The following is a 19,917-nucleotide window of genomic DNA, read 5'->3' as shown; positions in this document are numbered from 1 at the left end:
GCTTTATACGTTAACTGGTTCTTGCCAGAAATGGTAAATATCATCCGCTGCACTGGCCAGGTCTTCCACCAGTTTGTCCGCATCCAAAAGGATCGGGACAAGGACTTCCATGGCTTTCTCACGGTCGATGCTGTCCTCATAGACCGCACCGCGCCCGAACCTAAAGATCACATCGAGCTGATCAGCCATGATTCTGGCGCTTTTTAACTTGTCTGCCGCTGTGCCGAGCGGATTAAAATAAAGCAGTTCGCTCATCTTGAGCGCACCGCTGTCGGTGAAATTGCTGTCAAGCTGTTTCATTTTGAACAGGGTTGTCCACAGGGTGGTACAGGCGAGATTGTTGGGGTTCCAGTTTGGCATAATATAGTTTTTAAATTGGTTTTGAACTGTTTGCCAGCGCTTTTGATGCCGGGGTAAAATGTGCGGCTGTCATTAGTATAATATACTTAAGGGCAGTTTTTGTTTCTATAGCTTTTGCTTGCTAGTTAGGGCATATCCTCTAACCGCTTTCAAGCCTGTTAAACGAATAGGTGTTTAACTTACGCTCGGTGAGTTTTCTCTCGTTTAGTGTCCGGATGTGTGCAAGACCGATCGCTGCCCCCACTTTTGATCCCGCATCCGTTGAGCTCCAGTATGCGGTATGTGCCAGAGAAGTATCGGTTGCTCCCGCGTTCCAAAGATCCCATGGTTCTCCTTTGTAGCCGACGGCTGCAGGAAACAGGCCTTCCCTCGCCAGTGTCTGGGCAGACGGGAATACGGAGGCCAGCATGAGATCTTTGGTTGAACTGAGGCCGAGGAATCTCTTCCCGTTTTCCCTTATCGCAGACAGCCGTCCTCCAGGCCTGAGCATTCCGGTCGGGACAGCCGCTGCCATCAGCGCAATGAGCGAAAGACGAGGGCCTGACCAGGGTCGTTTTGATTCCATAAAGGTTATCGCCTCCAGTATAAGTCTACAGCCCATTGAATGGCCGATAAAGATCAGCCGGCTCTGGGGACGCTGGATAGTGAACCATAGGAGATAATCGGCTAACATCCGCGCACATATTAACGATTTTTTTAGCTGCTGGACATAACTCGCAGCCGAAACCAATGCGTTCCGGCGGTTTGATGGCCAATAGAAGGGGCAGATCACAGCAGGGTAATTTTCCATTCCCGCCTGGCGGGTAAGTTTGTCGGTGAAGGATTTATAGTTGTCACTGGATGCCTTTTGGGTATTGTTGAAGCCATGGACCAAAAGGATTAGATCTGTGCCGTTCTGTGGCAGCAAGCCCTTGATCCTGATCGATGGGGCCATTTGTCCTGTGTCGGGATCAGCGCGCAGCGAAATTTCAAAATTGGCGGTTATTTTTTTCATTTCCGGTATTTCTCGATTAAAGCGGTGATGTCGCGGAATATTCCGGCGGTAAATGCTGCCAGATAGCCTACAGTCAATACCATTATGATTAAGGCAGGCGCTGTTTTAACGGTGGTAAGCGAATAGGCTATTGACAGGGACAGAGCCGTAGCAATGGCAAATGCAGCCGTTCGTATCCTGGTTTTCCAATCGCCTGCTGTAGTGATCTGGTAAGCATCGATACGCCGCTGGATGTGGTTGCTGATGCGGTTGCGTGCAGCTATATAATCCATTTTTTTTCGGTTCATGCGCTCTTCGTGTTCTTCTTGATAATAGCCGTCCTGATAGGAATTTCGGGAAATAAACAGATCAAGGTCCATTTCTTCATCACTGCTTTGCCTATCGTAGGCTATAAGCGCGGTTAACAGGCTCCTGTAACGTTGGGGAGATTCGAGTGCGCTCTGGACACCCAGGGCGAGCTGACCGCATAACTGTTCCAGCTGAAGGCTAAAAAGTGCCCGCTCATCACCCGCTGTGGAGAGTTTTACAAGTTCCTCCATAGCTCTGTTGGCCCTTGATGCGCTGTCCCGTTCCGCATCATCACCTTCTGAGGGTGGCCGATGGGCCGATCTATAACCTTGTAGCAGCCAGGTGTTCATTTTGATGCGGTGAAAATTTAGGCGGTAGTAAGGTTTAAGGTATTCAATGACACTCATGGTCAAAAAGCCAATGGCTAGGGTCGCATAGAGTAGTGAGATGGACCGTTCGCTGAAAAAGCTGATCAGTTCCGCATTGAATTGCTGTGAAGTGTAGGACTGGATCATATGATTATCATTTTGGAGTTGAGCGTGAAATGGATATGCAATGTTGGACTCATAGCGGTTTATTTAGATGTTCTGGGAAACGTGGGGAGAGAAACCCACTTACCTCACCTTTTGGCATAACGGGAATCTGCCGGATTGGTAGGTTAAATCTATTCTTAATAGTTGTGGAAACAAATACTAGATAATGGGTATTTTGCTCATAATCAGATTTGTAGTAGTTTATTGCGGCTTTTTCAGCTTTTTGTTCACTATATAGGGGCATCCTATATCGTTTGTAGTGAGCGATAAACTGCCACCACTCCCAAAATTTAAATGGATTGATTTGGAAGGTGCGGTACAGGGTCTGGTTTGGATTGTGCGGATGCTGATTTTTGAAGCGTTCCCATCTGGTTATCCCAACTTCAAAGTTCAGGCCTTTTGCTGGGAATTCGGTGTAGGTAAAACTGCCATCTGCATTCTGGTAATGGTAGCTGTCAAGGGTAAAAAACTGGACAGGAGGTGTATTGCTGATGGCGATTAGGCACAGGAGAATGATAATGATGGTGCGTATCGCGCGATATTTCTTTTGTTTTTTTTTCATGGTTTTCGATTTATAGTTATTTACATGGCCCTTTACTTGGTCCGACTTTTCCGCCGCCCTGGTTTAGATCCATGCTGGGGTTCTTGAATTTTTGTTCACGTAGGGCGGCTGCCATTCCAGATGGCGTATCGGCAAAGCTGGTTCCGCCGGGACCGGAGAGACCAACTGAGGTGAGGGGATTGGGGATGTTGATTCCTGCCGACTGTCCGGCCTGATAGACATAACTGGCGCAGTTGAAATCGGTAAAATGGTAATCTTTTCTTTCTCCAGAAAGGTAGTTGATGAGTTTATTGAATGTGTCGCTGTTTACGGCATAGGTCGCACACATGCCATATTCCATATCGCCGTTGTCCAGGATTTGGCCGCGGGATTCCAGTTTAGCCAGGCCTGTTCCGGTGGGGTAAAGACCCATGGTCTGGGTAATGGTCTGGCCGTTTCCGGTTTTGGATAGCTGGATGGCTACATGGCCGAAACTGTTAGGGCCGACATTGAAGCTGGTGCCGGCAAATGCTTCACTGACCAGCACACGCACAGTGAATGCCGCATTAGGGGTGGTAATGGCCGAAAAACAGTCGGTCATTTCTTTGGGATTTACCGGTTTGGCATCCTCCATAGGCAGATTTGACGGCTCAGGAACTGTAGGGTTTACAGGGCCTGTACTTCCAGAGCCTCCATTACCATATTCATAATAGTAATCACCACCACCACCTCCGCCGCCGAAGTCATCGGAGATGCTCCACATCATGTCCTGGTAGAAGGAATAAGAGCAGCTCATCGAGCTATGAATATTAAGGCCGCCTTCACTGTCAATGTACCAGTCCTGGGTCCAGCCGCAGGATTCGGTGATGAACATGAGCGGGTCTCTGGGACTGGAGCCTTTCATTGTTCCGGGGTTATCCAGTATCAGGTTTTGTGACGGGGCAGGTCCCGGGCGGATTTCTCCGATGGTTTTTCCTTGAGAGAGGATGGAGCCGCCTTTAAAGTTATAGCCAAGGTCATATCGGTATATCTTTCCGGTAAAGCTTTGCTGGTTTTTGATCTTTCCGAGTTGCAGGGCAATGGGATCAGGCAAAACTTCTATGATTTCGGCTGAGATTCGTCTGGTGGTGCTGTCGCGGAAGATGCGCAGTTTGCGGTAGCCGAGTTTCTGGCCAAGGTATGTTGGGGAACCTTTTAAGACAAGGTTCCAGGAATCCGTGCCTGAATTTTTCCTATGGTATATTTTGGTGTAGTCAGGGTTTAGCTTCGCAAGGAAATGGTTGGTGCTATCTGCAGGGTGATGTTTGGCTGTCGCAATACTGTTTTTTAAGAACTGGGTGGCTTCTTCAATCGTGAGTGATAACAGCTCCTGTTTTTCTTGGCCAGGTAATGGGGCGGGTTCCGTCTTCTTGCAGGAACCGAGGAGTATGGCCTGGCATAAAAGGAACAGAAAAATGAGGATAAGGAAATTGGGAATGAGCGGGTGCTGCCCTTTGAGGTTAAAATTTTTCATGATGGTTTTTGATTTGGTTAGTGTTGGTTGTTTTTTATGTGGTTTTTGTTTTTATGGTTTAATGATGCTCCTGCCCGAGGCCGTTTTTGTGCTTGAAATCACTTTTTAGTTTTTGGACGGTTAACCTGTTAAGTGTTTCTCGGCCGATACCGAGGTAGGAGGCGATGATAATCTGTGTGGTTTTTTGGGTGATATCAGGGTGGGTTTTAAGCAGCTGCTCATAGCGCTCAGATGGGGTTTTACAGCGTAGGAATATTGAGCGTTCCTCACTCATCATGTAGTAGCGTTCCATCATTGCCCTGCCAATTAAGTTGCCTTCGCGGAAGTCGGCATAATAACTTTGGAGCTGCAGATAAGTGATGTGCTGAAGCGTGCTGTCCTGCAGGACCTCGATATATTCGTATGCGGGTCTTTGGGTGAAAAAACTGTATACCGATATCATCAGGTCATATTTTCCCATAAACCACGTGGTGCATTCGCGGCCCTCACGGTCAAGGAAATAGGCGCGCAGGAAACCTTCCTTGATAAAGTAAATGTGACGGGCTGTTTCGCCAGGCCTTAGCAGGATATGGCGCCGGGGGAATTTGTCTGTCAGCAGCTGCTCATTGAGCCGCTGCTGGAAGGGCTGTGAAATTGGGGTGATGAACGAAAGTGCGGCGAGCAGTTCGGTAGCCTCGTCGTAATGTTTTTTCATGTGGTTCGATTGTGCTTCAAACCAACTTTTTTCTTAACTGTGGGAAATAGATTTGTCTTATCAGACGGGGATACAAAAATGAATATCGGAAATTTTATGGAAAAGGTTATTGTTCATTTTTCATTTTCTGCCTGAATGCAAGCCTTATAATGTTTGCGCTTTTTGTTCACTAACCATTTATCCTATGATCAAAGAATTTTCAATGCGCGCCTTGGCGCAGCTTATGGATGAACTCCATTCCATCGACTATCAGGTGAGCGATCCGCTCGAAAAAATGAAATCCTCGCTTAAAATCGTGAGGACTGCAATTGAAAAGCTAAGAATGTTGTGTGCGGAGCAGGGCTTTAGCTCGGAAGAAGAGGAGGTTCATTTTTTTAAACACATCAAGCCGGACTTTTATGGCCAGCAGGTTTTTTTTATCGAGCGTTATACGCTGGAGCGGAATATGCCTTACCGTGATGCGGAGGCGCAGCGGCTGTATTTTCTGGCGGAGGTAGCTTATGTGGAGCGCTTTTTTTTGTCGCATCCTTTTGCCTACGAATATTACCGCGCAGGTGCAACAGAGCTGGACAGGCAGTATTTCCTGAGGTCTTCTGAAGGCGGGGGACTATTTGGGTCGGAGGCAGTGGATCTTGACAGGAGTTTTTCAACGCCTGCTGACTACCTGTTTTCGCAGTTCCGTGCCTACGGGCTGTTAAAGGAATGGATTTTTGAAAGGCTGGATTATCTGGCAAGGAATCCTGCTGTAGCATATCAGCCAGGGTCGGAGGCGGGGGAGTTGAGGTGGACGGGAGACTCGGTTAACTTAGCGGAACTTGGTTATGCGCTGGTGTTAAGCGGGCAGTTCAATAACGGGCAGGCAGGGGTGGCGCAGGTATTCCGCTGGTTGGAGGAAAAGTTGTCAGTGGCTATCGGCGTGCCTGCAAGGAGGCTGGCTTCTATCAGGAGTAGGAAACGGTTGAGCAGAACGAAGTTTTTGGATGAACTTAAAGATGCTCTGGAGCGGAAAATGGATCAGGATGATGGGCGGTAGCAGAAATAGGTATATATGTTTATGGTTTGGAATTGATTTTTGATCTGATCAATAGATGAAATATTTTTGAGAAAAGGAGCCTAAGTTTCATTAAGCTCCTTTCAAGTAGTGGACGGTTGTGTGTTTCTCATTGATTTGTTAGTACTTCCAGCGCTTTTTATCCCCTTGATTTTTTTGGATCCCTATCCCTTGGGAATGTCCTTTCCTCTTGGATTGTTCCGTCAAGCTTTTTAATCTTTACAGACCCACCATTTGTACCCAAAACTTTTGTAAGACTTCCTCCGCTTATAGCTTTTTCTTTTGTGTCAAATTTTTTGACAATTTCTTTGCTCTGGTCTTTTTTTAACTCCCATTTGTTCTCTTTGGTGTTTTTGGATAGAGTAAACTTTTCTAGATTTTTCATGATTAGTTGATTTAATGTTCTGGTAAGGCTAGTAAATTATCGTTCCATTTTCCATCTGCATGGGTACGGATGTAGGGCGACCTGCCATCGGTCGGATTCACAACTCCCACATTCGATCGGTTGCCGTTTTCTTCGACAAAAAAGGTATTTGTGCTTTTGTTGATACTCTCGATGATCTGTTCTCTGGTCCAGTACCAACTACCGGGTACGCCAGCGTGGGTAATATGTTCGCTAGTACTGTTGCGATCTTTTTTTCTGATATGTGTAATTCTACTGTCTGCCATAACTTTTATTTTATTTGGTTTATAATGTTATTTTTTCCCATCTGTCGGCAATTTCGGCACAACATGCGCTTAGCCCGTCTATGATTCTCTTATCTCTCTTTGGTGCGCAAAAAACCTTATTTGCAAATACGTCGATTACAATACAGTCTTCTGGTAAAAGGTCTAAGCCTTCGACTTCTTTAAAATAGCGCCTCGACAATGAGGCGATGCCTTGGCCAATGCTGTCATTTAGCGGCTTGGTTTTGTTAAAGCAGAGTTTTATGAATCCGTGTGTACTTAATCCCGAATCATTGCTTAATAGTATTTCTGGTCTCGCGCTAACAATAACCCCATTAATAAGTAGCTTTTTCCCCTTGATAGAGCCAGCATTCCGCATGCTCATATGGTTAAATCTTTTAGTCAGCAGATCATCCATTGCATAGAACTTCTCCAGAGCCTCTGCGCAAAGGATGAGGTTCTCAGATGATTTTCCAGTCACTGTCCTGCTTTTTTTTCGTAAGTCGCCTGCGTAGACCTTCAATACTTCCATGAATTCAAAGGAATGTTGCACGCATCCGATAATCAGATCCCTCGCATCTCCATATCTCTTAGAAATGGCAATGACAGCTGGGTTCTTAACTTTGCAGCTTTTTAGGATGTTAAGCCTGGCTAATGCGCTTGCCTCGTTGTACTCACAGAGCATCTTCGCTGTAATCTGGGGGTCTTTTACGACCTTGATGTCGATAGTTTTCAACATTTTGTTTGTCCTCCCTTTCCATGCGCAATGCGTTATGCGCTGGAAATCTTTAAGTTAAATGAATAATAATTTTAGGTAAAGACTGAGGGAGGGTTATGAACACGGTTGCGTTTATAACTTTTTTTGCCAGATCGACTAAATTTCTTGAAAATTGTAGCAGAACAAAAACCCGGTTGGTACCCTCAGCTTTGTCGGTACTAACTTATTGGTCATCAGTGCTGAGAACATTGGTGACCTTTTTTATTAGTGCCAAACACTAAATTACGGACAATACAAGGCGTGCTCGCAAAATAATTATTAACACTTATTGCGTAAGATTGGTTAAATGTATTTAATCAACTGATTGTCAGATGTTTAATGTGTTAGTAACGCTAGGCTGACGTGGTGCAAAACTTTATCTATCTGTAGTTTCCCAATTACACTTCTTTGAAAAAATGGACTCAATGGTTTTGTTCTGTTTTTCTGCTTCTTTTAATTTTTAAGATTTTTAATTAAACATGGTCAAAGGCCACAGGCAAATTTCAATGCCTATGGCGAATTGCTCTAAAACTAGGAAGCTGGTTTTACCCACGGTATAACAGGGGGCTTTCTGTGTGCTCTGGAGTTTGATAGCCATTGAAATCGCTTTTCTCATCCCTCAAATGTATTTTTTGGTAAATGAAAATGAACGGTGCTTTTCAGATACCCGTAGAAAATCTTCCTTCAGCGCTGTTTTCCGTAATATATTATTATCTCAGGGTAGTACACTTTCTTTACCTTGTTTGGATCTGTAGGCTCCCCAATTTTGTTTCATCGCCAGGCAATTGTGCAGGGCCGAAAATGATTCATACTTATGTTGGAACAATTTACATGGGGACAGTTTTTATGCTGTTATGGAGCGGTAAGCCTGCTGTGGTATCTGGGACTGCTGTTTACCGCTTACCGAAAAGAGACGCTGGCCTTGCTGGGTTTAGGGACAGACGGAGATAGAGTAGGCAGTGTTTTAAAGTTCAAGTCTCAAAATAATGCTTTTCACGATGATAAATCTGGTTCCCGCCCGGTGCAAGGAAAAGATTTCAGTAATGATACAACAGGGCTAAGTGGTAATGGAAGTGTGGTGAATGAGACAGATACTAATTGTGAAACGGGATTAAACCTGGTTCTAAATAATCAAGCTGATAAAAGCGGAGCAAGGGATCATGATCTGATGGGCAAGGCCAAACCGCAACAGGGAATGGAAAGAGTGGCGAGTGGAAACCCGGTATTTGCCCCTGCGCAAAAAGATAATGGCGAGGCCGATCAGGTGGCGAATGGTGAGGTCGCTACTGTTAGCCTTTATGAGGACCTGACGGCAGGTATTAGGGAGATTTATGAGATACTGGCAGCAAACGATGGTAACAAACAGGACTTCTTTGGAATGATCGCGGAGCTAAAGGCTCAGTTTGGTCCATTGGGTTCAAGCCCCTGTATTGCAAGGGTGAATACATTCATTAGGGATAGTGCACCGTTTGCGGTCAGTCAGGGAGAACTGGAAAGTCTTTGGGATTAAAAAATCAACTACTCTTTTCTATTGCCAGCATTTTTTGATACCGCGGTTATACCGGGCATAAATGAATAGATGAAATGCTTTTGGGGTGCAGGCTTGAACTGGGTACAATGCCAGGCAAAAAATAAGGAAAGTTTAAGGGGAATATTTTATGGATTATTTCTGGGATGGAGGCTAGGTAACACTGGCAATAAGAAATATCGGACAGGTAAAGCTTGAGAAAAATTTAGGGGATAACATTTGATGGGTTTAGGATATGAGATATAGATATAAAGCGAAAAGGAAAGAAAAGCATGCATATTTTTTAAAGGTAATCTACATCTTTTCGATGCTGCTGCTTGTGATAGCAATAGGTGTGAGGGCGCAGGACGGCAATGCCGGGATACAGGAGGCTGCGAATAAGGTGAAGGGATATTTTGATACAGGCTGTGACCTGATGTATGCCATCGGTGCAGTGGTTGGTATCATAGGCGCTGTCAAGGTATTCAACAAGTGGAATGCAGGGGAGCCTGATACAAATAAAGTGGCCGCGGCGTGGTTTGGGAGCTGTATATTTTTGGTGGTCGTGGCCACTGTTTTGAAATCGTTTTTCGGGATATAAGCCATGGCAAGGGTATTCCAGATCAACAAGGGCGTGTCGAGGCCGATCGTTTTTAAGGGATTAAAGGCGCAGTATATCGCTTATCTGGCCATTGGGCTGGTATTGCTGCTGATCACCTTTGCGGTGCTGTACATTTTGGGCTTGTCGCTTTTTGTGGTGTTGCCGGTGATACTGGGTTTGGGTACACTGCTGTTTTATGGGGTATTTGCCTTAAGCAGACGGTTTGGGCAGTATGGACTGATGAAATACCTGGCAAAGCGCAGTCTTCCAAAAGTGATCATTTTTCGCTCAAGGAGGGCATTTACCTCGCTCAAAGCTGGATCACGGAGACCTGTGGGAATCTGGTCTGGAGGCGGGGTAAAAAGTCAGCAGAGAGGAAACGGTTTGGGAAAGGATTTAAGGGGTTAGGCTATGATAGAATCAGCAAATATATTTCCCATCTACAAAATAGAGAATGGCTGTATCCTTTCGCGCAAAGGCGATATTACCTATGCCTACGAGCTGAAACTGCCAGAGATATTCTCGATGTCGGCAAGTGACTATGAAGCTTTCCATGAGGTATGGGTGCGCGCAATCAGGGTTTTGCCGGAGTATTCAGTGGTTCATAAGCAGGACTGGTTCATGCAGGAAAAGGTGAAAGCGGATTTTGAGACTTGCGGTGATGCTTTTTTGTCCAGGTCATCAGAGCGCTATTTTGCGGAAAGGCCTTATCTGGAGCATAGCTGTTTTCTGATGCTGAGTAAACGACCTGCGGGTAAAAGGCTTTCGAGTTCGGCTTACAGCAATATCCTGCGCAAAAGCCTGGTTCCGGTGCAGGCGCTGGACAGGAGCTCAATAGAAGATTTCAGGGACAAGTGCAGCCAGTTTTGCCAGATTTTAACGGATAGTGGTTTTGTGAGGGTAGCCTCGCTGGGTGATGACGAACTGGCTGGAACCGCTATAAAACCTGGCCTGATAGAGAGATATTGTTTTTTGCTCAGCTCAGATGGGATGAGTGTAGTGCGGGATATCAGGGTAAAGGATGGCCTGGTGGTAGGGGATCTGCCTTTGGAGTTATATACTTTGGGTGAGGTGGACTCCTTGCCAGCTGTCTGCGGGAGTAGGATCGATTATGATGCTTATTCGACCGATAAAGCTAAGTTTTCTATCGGTTTTGCATCTCCCTTGGGACAGTTATTGGACTGTGAGCATATCTGTAACCAGTATGTATTCGTGGGTGACGGGCAGGAAACGATCAAGAGGCTGGAAGCTAAAAAACTGCGTCTGGGATCACTGGCAGGTTATTCAAGGGAGAATGCAGTGGCAAGGGATGCGGTGAATGATTACCTGTCGGAGGCTGTGGCAATGTCGAGGATTCCGGTAAAGGCACATTTTAATGTACTGGCCTGGTCGAGGGATGTGGCGGGAAGAAGGGAAATAAGGAACAAGGTAGCCTCAGCCATGTCGCGCATGGATGCGGTGGCGAAACAGGAAAGTGACGGGGCAGCGCAGATCTGGTTTGCAGGGCTGCCGGGCAATGGGGCGGATTTTCCGATGAACGATAGCTTTGATACTTTTCCAGAGCAGGCGGCCTGTTTTTTTAACCTGGAGAGTAACTGCCGCTCGTCACTTTCAAGCTTTGGCATCCGTATGGGGGACCGATTGTCCGGAAGGCCCTTACATGTTGACTTATCGGATGAGCCGATGAGAAAGGGCTGGATCACTAACCGCAATAAATTCATTATTGGAGGAAGTGGTAGTGGGAAGAGTTTTTTTACCAACCATTTGGTGCGCAGTTATTTTGAGCAGGGAACACATATGCTGATCGTGGATGTTGGCCATAGTTACCGCGGCTTATGTGGGCAGGTGGGCGGATATTACTTTACCTATAGTGAATCTGATCCCATAGCCTTTAATCCATTCTTTCTGGGCAAAGGAGAAGTGCTGGATACCGAGAAGAAGGAAAGCCTGAAGACGCTGTTGCTTTCGCTGTGGAAGAAAGAGGATGAGGAGTATCGGAGGTCAGAATATGTAGGATTAAGTAATGCACTGACGATGTATTTTGAGCATCTGTCGGTTTCACCTGACGTTTTTCCATGTTTCAATACCTTTTATGAGTTTCTGGGTTCTGGCTATTCAGAGGCCTTAAGAGATAAGGGAGTAAGCAGCCGTGATTTTGATATCCAGAACTTTCTGTACGTGCTGGGGCCGTATTATCGGGGTGGAGAATTTGATTACCTGCTCAATGCCAGGGAGAACCTGGATCTATTGCACCAACCCTTTATTGTTTTTGAACTCGATGAGATCAAGGACCATCCCATTCTCTTTCCAGTGGTTACGCTGATCATTATGGAGTCTTTTATCTCCAAGATGAGAAAGCTCAAAGGTGTGCGTAAGATGATCCTGATTGAGGAATGCTGGAAGGCGATCGCTAAGGAAGGCATGGCGGAATACATTAAATACTTATTTAAAACGGTAAGGAAGTTCTTTGGTGAAGCGGTGGTGGTCACGCAGGAGATCGAAGATATTATTTCCTCACCGATCGTTAAACAGGCCATTATCAATAACGCAGACTGTAAGATACTGCTGGATCAGAGCAAATACCAGAATCGGTTTGAGCAGATACAGTCTTTATTGGGACTCTCGGATAAAGATAAATCATTGATCCTGTCGATGAACAGGGCCAATGAGCCTGGAAGGAAGTATAAAGAGGTGGCTTTTGTGCTTGGAAACCATTCGCAGGTGTACCGGACAGAAGTATCGCTGGAGGAGTATCTGACCTACACAACGGAAGAATCGGAGAAACTGAAAGTTTATGAATATGCCCGTATGTATGGATCGATCCGTAAGGGGATAGAGATGCTGGCCGCAGAGATGCGGGAAGAGGATTTGAAGGGGAAACCATCATGATGCAGCGTATAAAATTCAAACAATTTTTGACTAGGAGTATACCGGGTCTCTTTCGGTCGGATGCAGAAACCAGGGTTAGGCTGGGTAAAGCAATAAAAATGGTGGTGCAAATTTTAGAGGATATGAAAAGGAAATTTTTGTGGCCAGGAATAATGCTGGGAATCGTTCTAGCGGCCTGTAATGCGCTAAAGGGCAAAAGTACACTAGAAGGTACTTATATCAACCACAGCGAAGGAAAATACAGTGTCGCGAATGATACCCTGATGGTAGAGGAAGGCGGTGGCAATCTGGTACTGATCCATAGGAGGACGGGATTTAACAGGGTTGTTGATGGGAAACTGGGCAAAAGGGAATATGAAAAGGAGGAATGGAAAGCGGTATGGGACAAAGATCAGGGTATTTTGAGGGAGCTGCGAAAGGGACGGTTATTGTATCTCGACCAGGATTCAGCCCGGCTTATATTGGGAAAACGGGTGTACGGAAAGGTAAATTAAAAAATTAAGCAGAATGGTATAACATGAATTGGATCAGGAAGATGAAAAAGTATATGGTGATCCTGCCGGTGAGCACGATGACGCTGTTTGTGGCGGTGCCAAAAGGTGCCAGTGCACAGATTGCGGTGCTGGAGGTAATCAAGGCAGGAGTTAAAAAGGTGATCAAGGCTGTGGACCTGAAAGTGCAGCGGCTGCAGAATGAAACGATCTGGCTACAGAATGCGCAGAAGGTATTGGAAAACCAGTTATCGAAGCTAAAGCTGACCGAGATCGCAGATTGGACGGAAAGGCAGCGGAAACTTTATGCGGAGTATTATGAGGAGTTGTGGAAGGTGAAAGCGGCGATCAGTTATTACCGACAGGTAAAATCATTGACCGAGAAGCAGATTGCAATTGTCGACGAATATAAGTGGGCCTGGGGGCTGTTTTCCAAAGACAAACATTTTAGTGGGGAGGAGCTGGAAAAGATGGGGCAGGTGTACTCGGGGATACTTGAAGAAAGCCTGAAGAACCTGGACCAGATCCTGCTGGTGGTGAATGCTTTTAAGACACAGATGAGTGATGGGGAGCGGCTCGAGATTATTTATAAAGCTGGTGAACAGCTGGAGGATAACCTGCGTGATCTAAAGCAGTTCAATACCCGGAATGCGCTGCTCAGTATCGACCGCGCTGCATCGGCTGATGAGGTGGTGGTGCTGAAAGAGCTGTATGGGGTTCAATAATCCAATGCGGATGCTTATGTCTTAACATATTGGCTTTCTTTCAAATTTTTATGATAGGGCCAGGTGAAATCCCGGTGTGAAAAACTAAAATATTATGAATGAAAATATAGGCTTTGGCCATGAACCAAGTTTAGGACCTGGTCATAAAACAACGGTAATGAGAATTGGCTGCCTGCTATTGATGTTATGCCTACTTAATTGCTTGGCTTATGGACAGACGTTCGGCGAGTTTTTTAACCAGAAGAAAACGCAGCGTAAATACTTCATTGAGCAGTTGGCTGCGCTGAAATTATATGCTGGCTATCTGCAGAAGGGTTATCAGATCGGAAGGGATGGGATCCAGGCTGTTCGGGATATTACTAATGGTGAGTTTGGTCTGCATAGCGCTTTTATCTCATCACTTTCCAAGGTAAGCCCGGTGATATCCCGGCACAAAAAGGTGGCGGAAGTCATTGCCATGCAATTGGAGATGGTGTCGGTATTTAGGGTTTTGGGAAGGATGCATGATCTGGAGCCTATGGCGCTGGCATATATCGCTTCGGTTGGTGGCGAAATACTGGAGGCATCGCTATCCGATGTGGAGGTATTGATGATGATTATCAGCTCAGGCAGGCTGGAGCTGGATGAAGAGGAGAGGCTCAGGAGGCTGGACGAACTGCATGCTTCGGTTGAAGAGAAATACCGCTTTGTGCGATGGTTCAGGGGTGAGGTGTTGCTACTTAATAATCAGAAGGATAGGTTGTTGAATGATCTGATCGGAATTGGAGGTTTATATGAAAAGTAAGATATGGGTTTGGTTTGAGGTGTCTTATCGCTGGGCAGGCTGGTTACCTGCCCGGCATAAGATTAACATACTGGCGATGTGTTTGCTTGTCATGTTTGTTTCCCTTTTTGTGCCGGGTAAGGCAAGGGCGCAAAGCGTGGAGGTAGAGCAGTTGCTGATCAATGTAGAGAAATTGACCCAGTTCAAGAACATATTGGAAGATATGAAGAAAGGCTATGAGGTGGTATCGAAAGGTTATCAGGCCGTCCGGAATATCTCGCAGGGGAATTTTTCGCTGCACGAAGTCTTTTTGGATGGGTTGATGCTGGTCAGTCCAGAGGTCAGGAAATACCATAAAGTGGCCGGAATTATTACTGCGCAAGGGAGGATTGTATCGGAATACAAGGCAGCACTTAAGGGTTTCAGGTTATCCGGTGTCTTCAAAGACGGGGAAATGGATTATTTTTCAAGGGTTTATGGAGAGCTGTTTCAGCAGAGTCTGTCCAATCTGGATGCGCTGACCACGGTATTGACGGCATCCGAGCTAAGGATGAGTGATGATGAAAGGTTGAAGGTGATCGATAGGTTGTTTGGTGAGGTGGAAGACCAACTGGGTTTCCTGAGGAGTTTTAATGGTGAGGTGGTGCAGTTAAAGATGCAGCGGGAACGGGAAAGAACATCAATTTCCGGTATGCAATCGCTGTATAAGCAATAGGCATTTTCTTTCATGCCTGGTTTTGAGCCAGAACACGAATAGCCTTTTAAAAATGATAAATAATGATTTTATGCCGGGAAGAACAGGGTTTTGTATTGGTGTTATGCAGGAAACGTGTTTTGACCGGGAACAAGAATAGAATACGTAGAAAAGGTAATAATGATTTCATACCTGGAGGAACAGGGTTTTGTATTAGTGTTATGCAGGAACCAGGTTTTGACCGGGAACAAGAATAGAACACTTAGAAACGATAAATAATGATTTCATGCCGGGAAGAACGAGGTTTTGTATCAGCATTACGCAGGAACCAGGTGAAAACCGGGAATGAAATTAAAATGAGATAATAGAAAATAATGATGAGTGTGATAAGAAAGAACTATAACCCTGGGGGGTACGGGCTGCTGGCCATCGTGTTCGTATTAGTGATGTTGGGCAATCCTGCCATGGCGCAGGGCGTAGCGGGAACGATCAAGGGCATGCAGCCGGTACTGGACAGAGTTTATTCAGAGATGCTGCCGATGTGCTCCAGGCTGATCGGTGTTGCCCGGGGACTGGCCGGGTTTGGTGCGATGTGGTATATCGCGCACCGGGTGTGGCGGAATATCGCATCAGCTGAGCCCGTGGATTTTTATCCGCTGCTGCGTCCTTTTGGACTGGGAATGTGCATTATGATGTTTCCTACGGTGATCGGGATCATGAACGGGGTATTGCAGCCAACAGTTTCGGCAACGGGACAGATGGTGTCGGACAGCAACCAGGCGATAGAGCGGCTATTGAAAGCCAAAGAGGAGGCCATTAAACGAAGCAAATACTGGCAGATGTATGTCGGGGAAAGTGGGATGGGCGATAGCGATAAATGGTATAAGTATACCCATCCCAAAGACCCCGATCGTGACGAGGAAACTTTTCTGGATGGGCTTGGGAATGACCTGCAGTTCTGGATGGAAAAACAGAACTATAATTTCAGGAACTCTGTGAAGACCTGGCTGAGCGAGGTATTGGAGGTGCTTTATGCAGCGGCAGCGTTGTGCATTAATACCATCAGGACGTTTTTTCTGATCGTGCTGGCAATCCTCGGGCCACTGGTATTTGGTTTTGCGGTCTTTGACGGCTTTCAGCAGACGCTTACCATCTGGCTGGCCAGGTATATCAATATCTTTTTATGGCTGCCGGTGGCCAATATTTTTGGGAGTATCCTTGGAAAGATCCAGCAGAACATGTTAAAGCTTGACCTCTCACAGATCGAAGCGCAGGGCGATACCTTTTTTTCTTCAACCGATACCGCATACATGGTCTTTCTGATTATTGGTATAGTAGGCTATTTTTCTGTTCCAAGCGTATCCAATTATATTGTCAATGCCGGTGGAGGCAATGCAATGTTGAGCAAGGTTAATTCTGTGGTGAGTGGGACGGTTTCTACCGGAACCAAGATCGTCAGCGGTGCTGGCGGGATGGCGATGGATGCTTATGGGGATATGGCCAGAAGGCAGGCCGGGGGATATGCTTCGGATGCATCGGGTGATTACTTTAAAGATGGTGATGGGGGATCTGCGCAGCAGAAAAGGATTTCAGGTAAAAGTTAAGATCGGGGGAGAAACTTATGTTCATGCAGTTAAAAAATATCGATACTGCCTTTAAACATGTTAAGGCGCTAAGCGTAGGTTTTATGGTGGTTAATTTTCTGTGTATGGTATTCTGTATCTATCAGAGTTACCATATGGTGGGGCTGTCCCAGGAGCGAGTTTATGTGCTTCATAATGGGAAAGTATTGGAGGCATTGGCCGCAGATCGTCGTGCAAACCTGCCGGTAGAACTGCGGGACCATATACGCACCTTTCACGGGTATTTTTTTTCGGTCAGTCCTGATGACGGGGCGATCAAAAGGGATATGGATAAGGCGCTTTATTTAGCCGATGAGTCAGCGAAAAAAGAGTATGATAACCTGCGGGAATCAGGCTTTTATAACAGGATGATTGCAGCCAATATTTCGCAGGAAATAGTAGTGGACAGCATCCGCTTAACGCTGGAAAATTACCCCTACAAATTCACCTGTTTTGCCACTGAAAAACTGGTACGCAGCAGTGGCATTTCTTTTCGGAAACTGGTGACTGCAGGTGAGGTCAGAACGCTCGAGGATAGGAGTGATGAAAACCCTCACGGCTTTCTGATACAGAAGTGGCAGACGCTGGAAAACCGGGATTTGGTCACGAAATAGGGCGGTTTTTTATGTACGATCTTGTCATCTGGTGGTTTTGTGAAATATTGGTATTTGCGGGTGAATTAAATTAAAAGCCTTAATTACAGGTAGTTATCGTTGTTACTGCTTGAAGTTTATGGTTTTTTGACTATCAAATCGTTAAAAATCAATTATTTAACAAATTTTATGTTGTGTTTTTATGACCGGGTTATTCCTGGTTTATAAGAGTGGATAGCCAGATATAATAAAATATAAAAATCGGTATGTAAATAATTTATATAAAATCATATAAAGTAAAAATTAATATGAGATTATTTCAATCACGGCCCGGTTATGGCCATGTCAAAAATAAAACAATCTGCATGCTTCGCGGCCGGTTACTATTAATGGAAAAGCAAACGGCCGATTGGCTAAACGCGCGGACAAAAAACATTTCTGCAAGAATATTACTGGCAGCGCTGGTGATATTCTGCTGCCTGGGAACGCTCGTTTGCCTGGCACTGATAGTGGGAAAAATCAAATAAAAAAAAGGATATGGAAACAGGAAAAAAAAGGGATGCCGGAAAGATATTACTGGTGCTCCCATTGATGGTTTTGCCCTTTGTTGCACTGGGCTTTTATGCGCTTGGCGGAGGCAAGGAAAACGGGGGAATAATAGCGGAGGCAAGAGGGATCAATACCTCATTGCCCGACGCTAAACTAAAGGAGAAAGAGCCATCAGGGAAGATGGATTTTTACGCAGTGATGCAGGCAGATTCTGCAAAAAAAGCAAGGTCTGAAAATTATGTTGCGGAGGTCACCGGACGAAGTAACGGCGATCAGCAGGCAAAGGAACTTGAAACTAAATTATCGCTGTTGCAGAAGACACTGGCCTCCCCTCAGGATGATCTTAGAAGCCCGGACCGCTCAAGGGTTTTACAGGTGCCGGGAATGGGCGGGGATGTCGACAGGCTGGAGCTGCTGATGAAAAGCATGCAGGAAAATAAGTCGGAGGACCCGGAAGTGACCCAGCTGAATTCGATGCTGGAGAAGATAATTGAAATCCAGAACCCTGGAAAGGCAGCAGGAAACAAGGTAATTCCTGGTGCGGAAAAAGAAAGCGTGTTTGCTGCAATCCCGGCACTTATCGAAGAAAAGCAGAAAGTCCGCGAGGGCGCGGTATTGCGGCTGAGGATTCTGGATAGCACGCTGCTCAGTGGCGTAATGGTGCCGGGTGGCCATGAACTGTATGGCATCTGCAAGTTTACCAACCAGCGCCTTCTGGTTGATATCAAAACAGTAAGGATAGGGAAGCTGATCCTGCCCGTTGACCTGAGTATTTATGGGATGGATGGGATAAGGGGGATTGAAACTACCGAGGCGGTGATCGGAAATGCGGCTTCGGGAGGAGCTGACGATGCGGTGCGAGGTTTGCAGCTGACCAGCTTTGACCAATCGGTCGGGACGCAACTGGCAGGGGCCGGAATTGATGCTGCCAAGGGACTTTTTTCGAAAAAGGTCAGCTCGGTTAAAGTGCGTGTGCCGGGAGGGATCCAGGTACTGCTCAGGGATAATGGTAAAAAATAAACGGTAAAATTTCTAACCAAAACAAAAGATGATGAACGAGAACAACATCAGGGGGCTAAAGGAAGAACTCGTGAGCCTTGGTTTCAGTCAGGAAACAGGAGATAGGATGCATGAGAGCATCGCACTGGGGATTACTGCCTTTACCCTGCGTGAGCAGGTGCAGGGTTTGAACGGACCAGTTGATCTGGACCTGTATTTCAGGCAGTCCAATAAGTCTGAATATTATTATTTTAATAAGTTTGAAGTGACGCAGGGCAAGGGCTGGAGTTTGGAGGAAGGACAGCAGTATTTTGTACTCTCGCCATCTGCCGATGGAAAACTGGAACTTAGACTTCAGACGCCCAGGGTAGCCGAGGCTTTGGAGGAATTCAAGAAATTCGACCAGACCGCCAAGCTTGGCTTTGGCAGGTCGCTGGAAGATGCACAATTGATCGTGGAGAGGGTAGATGGTAAGCTCTCGCAGATCCCCACGGAGTTTATTGCCACTTACCGGAACCCTCCGGTAACACAGACGATGTGGGTGGACCGCGGCAGGGGCTTTACAGCCCAGCAGGCGGCAAACCTGATGGAAGGACGGAGTGTTTACCGCGATGACCTAATGAGCCAGGCGGGTACGCCTTATAAAGCCTGGGTGAAGCTGGATATGGATGCGGAAAGGGATCGGCACCATAATTATGCGATGAACACTTACAACGACCCTTCTTATGGCTTTGATCTCAGGAGCCTGCTAGGCAGCTATCAGATCAACGGCATGGAAAACCGTACCATTTCGGATGGGATTATAGCGGCATTGCAGAACGGCGACCGGGCGTTGGTATCAATTGAAAAAGAAGGTAAGCTGGTGCCGGTTTATCTTGAGGCAACGCCCCGTTTTCTTCAGCTGAACCTTTACAATAAAGAGGGTAAGGCAGTAAAGCGTGAGGAGTACCAGAAACAGCTGGTGCAGCAGGTCGGAAAGGAAAAGACCAAACACCAGAAGCAGTCTGTAAACAGGCAGATGGGGATTTGACAAAATTTATTACTTTAGTGTCCTGCTTTTAAGCAGGTAAACCTATTGTTAAACATT

22 protein-coding genes are annotated in these 19,917 nt (G+C 46.1%); 13 read left to right on the top strand and 9 right to left on the bottom strand.

Going from position 1 to position 19,917, the window contains the following annotated elements; translation table 11 throughout:
• Window positions 1–3: 3 nt before the first annotated feature.
• The 6 genes from LQ227_RS18250 to LQ227_RS18225 form a co-directional block, all read right to left on the bottom strand.
• A complete protein-coding gene (locus LQ227_RS18250; protein WP_230150380.1) occupies window positions 4–360 on the bottom strand; it encodes a hypothetical protein in 357 nt (118 codons plus the stop codon).
• Between the two features lie 139 nt (window positions 361–499).
• Window positions 500–1,354 carry an alpha/beta hydrolase gene (locus LQ227_RS18245; protein WP_230150378.1) on the bottom strand — a complete coding sequence of 285 codons (855 nt, stop codon included), beginning with the start codon at window positions 1,352–1,354 and terminating at the stop codon, window positions 500–502.
• Window positions 1,351–2,049: a hypothetical protein gene (locus tag LQ227_RS18240; RefSeq protein ID WP_230150376.1), complete on the bottom strand. Its 699-nt coding sequence runs from the start codon at window positions 2,047–2,049 to the stop codon at window positions 1,351–1,353. The genes LQ227_RS18245 and LQ227_RS18240 overlap by 4 nt, the downstream gene beginning before the upstream one ends.
• 157 nt (window positions 2,050–2,206) lie before the next feature.
• On the bottom strand, window positions 2,207–2,737 hold the full coding sequence (locus LQ227_RS18235) for a hypothetical protein (protein ID WP_230150375.1): 531 nt from the start codon (window positions 2,735–2,737) through the stop codon (window positions 2,207–2,209).
• 16 nt (window positions 2,738–2,753) lie between these two features.
• On the bottom strand, window positions 2,754–4,229 hold the full coding sequence (locus LQ227_RS18230; protein ID WP_230150373.1) for a hypothetical protein: 1,476 nt from the start codon (window positions 4,227–4,229) through the stop codon (window positions 2,754–2,756).
• Window positions 4,230–4,287: 58 nt separating this feature from the next.
• Window positions 4,288–4,923 carry a Crp/Fnr family transcriptional regulator gene (locus LQ227_RS18225; RefSeq protein WP_230150370.1) on the bottom strand — a complete coding sequence of 212 codons (636 nt, stop codon included), beginning with the start codon at window positions 4,921–4,923 and terminating at the stop codon, window positions 4,288–4,290.
• A 184-nt stretch (window positions 4,924–5,107) separates the two neighbouring features.
• Between LQ227_RS18225 and LQ227_RS18220 the strand changes: the two genes are divergently transcribed.
• The gene (locus tag LQ227_RS18220) at window positions 5,108–5,956 is read left to right on the top strand and encodes an RteC domain-containing protein (protein WP_230150369.1); all 849 of its coding nucleotides are present in this window, start codon (window positions 5,108–5,110) and stop codon (window positions 5,954–5,956) included.
• Window positions 5,957–6,113: 157 nt separating this feature from the next.
• On the opposite strand, the gene LQ227_RS18215 is transcribed toward LQ227_RS18220, so the two are convergent.
• The 3 genes from LQ227_RS18215 to LQ227_RS18205 are packed head-to-tail and all read right to left on the bottom strand — an operon-like array spanning window position 6,114 to window position 7,379.
• Window positions 6,114–6,359, bottom strand: coding sequence for a DUF2188 domain-containing protein (locus LQ227_RS18215; RefSeq protein WP_230150366.1), 246 nt, complete (start codon window positions 6,357–6,359; stop codon window positions 6,114–6,116).
• Between the two features lie 11 nt (window positions 6,360–6,370).
• Window positions 6,371–6,643 (bottom strand): DUF3892 domain-containing protein, encoded by a 273-nt coding sequence (locus tag LQ227_RS18210; protein ID WP_230150364.1) that lies wholly within the window; start codon window positions 6,641–6,643, stop codon window positions 6,371–6,373.
• A 19-nt stretch (window positions 6,644–6,662) separates the two neighbouring features.
• Window positions 6,663–7,379 carry a hypothetical protein gene (locus LQ227_RS18205; protein ID WP_230150362.1) on the bottom strand — a complete coding sequence of 239 codons (717 nt, stop codon included), beginning with the start codon at window positions 7,377–7,379 and terminating at the stop codon, window positions 6,663–6,665.
• Window positions 7,380–8,211: 832 nt separating this feature from the next.
• Between LQ227_RS18205 and LQ227_RS18200 the strand changes: the two genes are divergently transcribed.
• The 12 genes from LQ227_RS18200 (at window position 8,212) to LQ227_RS18145 (ending at window position 19,860) form a co-directional block, all read left to right on the top strand.
• Window positions 8,212–8,907 (top strand): hypothetical protein, encoded by a 696-nt coding sequence (locus tag LQ227_RS18200; RefSeq protein WP_230150360.1) that lies wholly within the window; start codon window positions 8,212–8,214, stop codon window positions 8,905–8,907.
• Between the two features lie 325 nt (window positions 8,908–9,232).
• Window positions 9,233–9,505: a DUF4134 domain-containing protein gene (locus LQ227_RS18195; protein WP_230150577.1), complete on the top strand. Its 273-nt coding sequence runs from the start codon at window positions 9,233–9,235 to the stop codon at window positions 9,503–9,505.
• 3 nt (window positions 9,506–9,508) lie between these two features.
• Window positions 9,509–9,913: a DUF4133 domain-containing protein gene (locus tag LQ227_RS18190; protein ID WP_230150358.1), complete on the top strand. Its 405-nt coding sequence runs from the start codon at window positions 9,509–9,511 to the stop codon at window positions 9,911–9,913.
• Between the two features lie 3 nt (window positions 9,914–9,916).
• The gene (locus LQ227_RS18185) at window positions 9,917–12,394 is read left to right on the top strand and encodes a TraG family conjugative transposon ATPase (protein WP_230150356.1); all 2,478 of its coding nucleotides are present in this window, start codon (window positions 9,917–9,919) and stop codon (window positions 12,392–12,394) included.
• A gap of 122 nt (window positions 12,395–12,516) precedes the next feature.
• Window positions 12,517–12,888, top strand: a complete 372-nt coding sequence (locus tag LQ227_RS18180; protein WP_230150353.1) for a hypothetical protein — start codon at window positions 12,517–12,519, stop codon at window positions 12,886–12,888.
• Window positions 12,889–12,911: 23 nt separating this feature from the next.
• Window positions 12,912–13,610, top strand: coding sequence for a conjugal transfer protein TraI (locus LQ227_RS18175; protein ID WP_230150351.1), 699 nt, complete (start codon window positions 12,912–12,914; stop codon window positions 13,608–13,610).
• Between the two features lie 94 nt (window positions 13,611–13,704).
• Window positions 13,705–14,394, top strand: coding sequence for a hypothetical protein (locus LQ227_RS18170; protein ID WP_230150349.1), 690 nt, complete (start codon window positions 13,705–13,707; stop codon window positions 14,392–14,394).
• Window positions 14,384–15,088 (top strand): TerB family tellurite resistance protein, encoded by a 705-nt coding sequence (locus LQ227_RS18165; RefSeq protein WP_230150347.1) that lies wholly within the window; start codon window positions 14,384–14,386, stop codon window positions 15,086–15,088. The genes LQ227_RS18170 and LQ227_RS18165 overlap by 11 nt, the downstream gene beginning before the upstream one ends.
• 356 nt (window positions 15,089–15,444) lie before the next feature.
• Window positions 15,445–16,671, top strand: a complete 1,227-nt coding sequence (gene traJ, locus LQ227_RS18160) for a conjugative transposon protein TraJ (protein ID WP_371824749.1) — start codon at window positions 15,445–15,447, stop codon at window positions 16,669–16,671.
• Between the two features lie 23 nt (window positions 16,672–16,694).
• Complete coding sequence (gene traK, locus LQ227_RS18155) at window positions 16,695–17,303, top strand: conjugative transposon protein TraK (protein ID WP_371824746.1); 609 nt, start codon at window positions 16,695–16,697, stop codon at window positions 17,301–17,303.
• Window positions 17,304–17,819: 516 nt separating this feature from the next.
• Window positions 17,820–18,851 (top strand): conjugative transposon protein TraM, encoded by a 1,032-nt coding sequence (gene traM, locus LQ227_RS18150; protein WP_230150343.1) that lies wholly within the window; start codon window positions 17,820–17,822, stop codon window positions 18,849–18,851.
• Between the two features lie 28 nt (window positions 18,852–18,879).
• Entirely contained in the window at window positions 18,880–19,860 is a 981-nt protein-coding gene (locus LQ227_RS18145; protein ID WP_230150341.1) for a hypothetical protein, read from the top strand.
• Window positions 19,861–19,917 lie beyond the last annotated feature (57 nt).

The organism is Pedobacter sp. Bi27 (assembly GCF_918698255.1).
Classification (GTDB): domain Bacteria; phylum Bacteroidota; class Bacteroidia; order Sphingobacteriales; family Sphingobacteriaceae; genus Pedobacter.
This window is presented reverse-complemented; position numbering and strand designations above follow the sequence as displayed.

Bases quoted from the DNA above. Each gene is read 5' to 3' on its own strand.
- LQ227_RS18250 (WP_230150380.1), bottom strand. From the start codon at position 360: ATGCCAAACTGGAACCCCAACAATCTCGCCTGTACCACCCTGTGGACA.
- LQ227_RS18245 (WP_230150378.1), bottom strand. From the start codon at position 1,354: ATGAAAAAAATAACCGCCAATTTTGAAATTTCGCTGCGCGCTGATCCC.
- LQ227_RS18240 (WP_230150376.1), bottom strand. From the start codon at position 2,049: ATGAGTGTCATTGAATACCTTAAACCTTACTACCGCCTAAATTTTCAC.
- LQ227_RS18235 (WP_230150375.1), bottom strand. From the start codon at position 2,737: ATGAAAAAAAAACAAAAGAAATATCGCGCGATACGCACCATCATTATC.
- LQ227_RS18230 (WP_230150373.1), bottom strand. From the start codon at position 4,229: ATGAAAAATTTTAACCTCAAAGGGCAGCACCCGCTCATTCCCAATTTC.
- LQ227_RS18225 (WP_230150370.1), bottom strand. From the start codon at position 4,923: ATGAAAAAACATTACGACGAGGCTACCGAACTGCTCGCCGCACTTTCG.
- LQ227_RS18220 (WP_230150369.1), top strand. From the start codon at position 5,108: ATGATCAAAGAATTTTCAATGCGCGCCTTGGCGCAGCTTATGGATGAA.
- LQ227_RS18215 (WP_230150366.1), bottom strand. From the start codon at position 6,359: ATGAAAAATCTAGAAAAGTTTACTCTATCCAAAAACACCAAAGAGAAC.
- LQ227_RS18210 (WP_230150364.1), bottom strand. From the start codon at position 6,643: ATGGCAGACAGTAGAATTACACATATCAGAAAAAAAGATCGCAACAGT.
- LQ227_RS18205 (WP_230150362.1), bottom strand. From the start codon at position 7,379: ATGTTGAAAACTATCGACATCAAGGTCGTAAAAGACCCCCAGATTACA.
- LQ227_RS18200 (WP_230150360.1), top strand. From the start codon at position 8,212: ATGTTGGAACAATTTACATGGGGACAGTTTTTATGCTGTTATGGAGCG.
- LQ227_RS18195 (WP_230150577.1), top strand. From the start codon at position 9,233: ATGCTGCTGCTTGTGATAGCAATAGGTGTGAGGGCGCAGGACGGCAAT.
- LQ227_RS18190 (WP_230150358.1), top strand. From the start codon at position 9,509: ATGGCAAGGGTATTCCAGATCAACAAGGGCGTGTCGAGGCCGATCGTT.
- LQ227_RS18185 (WP_230150356.1), top strand. From the start codon at position 9,917: ATGATAGAATCAGCAAATATATTTCCCATCTACAAAATAGAGAATGGC.
- LQ227_RS18180 (WP_230150353.1), top strand. From the start codon at position 12,517: ATGAAAAGGAAATTTTTGTGGCCAGGAATAATGCTGGGAATCGTTCTA.
- LQ227_RS18175 (WP_230150351.1), top strand. From the start codon at position 12,912: ATGAATTGGATCAGGAAGATGAAAAAGTATATGGTGATCCTGCCGGTG.
- LQ227_RS18170 (WP_230150349.1), top strand. From the start codon at position 13,705: ATGAATGAAAATATAGGCTTTGGCCATGAACCAAGTTTAGGACCTGGT.
- LQ227_RS18165 (WP_230150347.1), top strand. From the start codon at position 14,384: ATGAAAAGTAAGATATGGGTTTGGTTTGAGGTGTCTTATCGCTGGGCA.
- traJ (WP_371824749.1), top strand. From the start codon at position 15,445: ATGAGTGTGATAAGAAAGAACTATAACCCTGGGGGGTACGGGCTGCTG.
- traK (WP_371824746.1), top strand. From the start codon at position 16,695: ATGCAGTTAAAAAATATCGATACTGCCTTTAAACATGTTAAGGCGCTA.
- traM (WP_230150343.1), top strand. From the start codon at position 17,820: ATGGAAACAGGAAAAAAAAGGGATGCCGGAAAGATATTACTGGTGCTC.
- LQ227_RS18145 (WP_230150341.1), top strand. From the start codon at position 18,880: ATGATGAACGAGAACAACATCAGGGGGCTAAAGGAAGAACTCGTGAGC.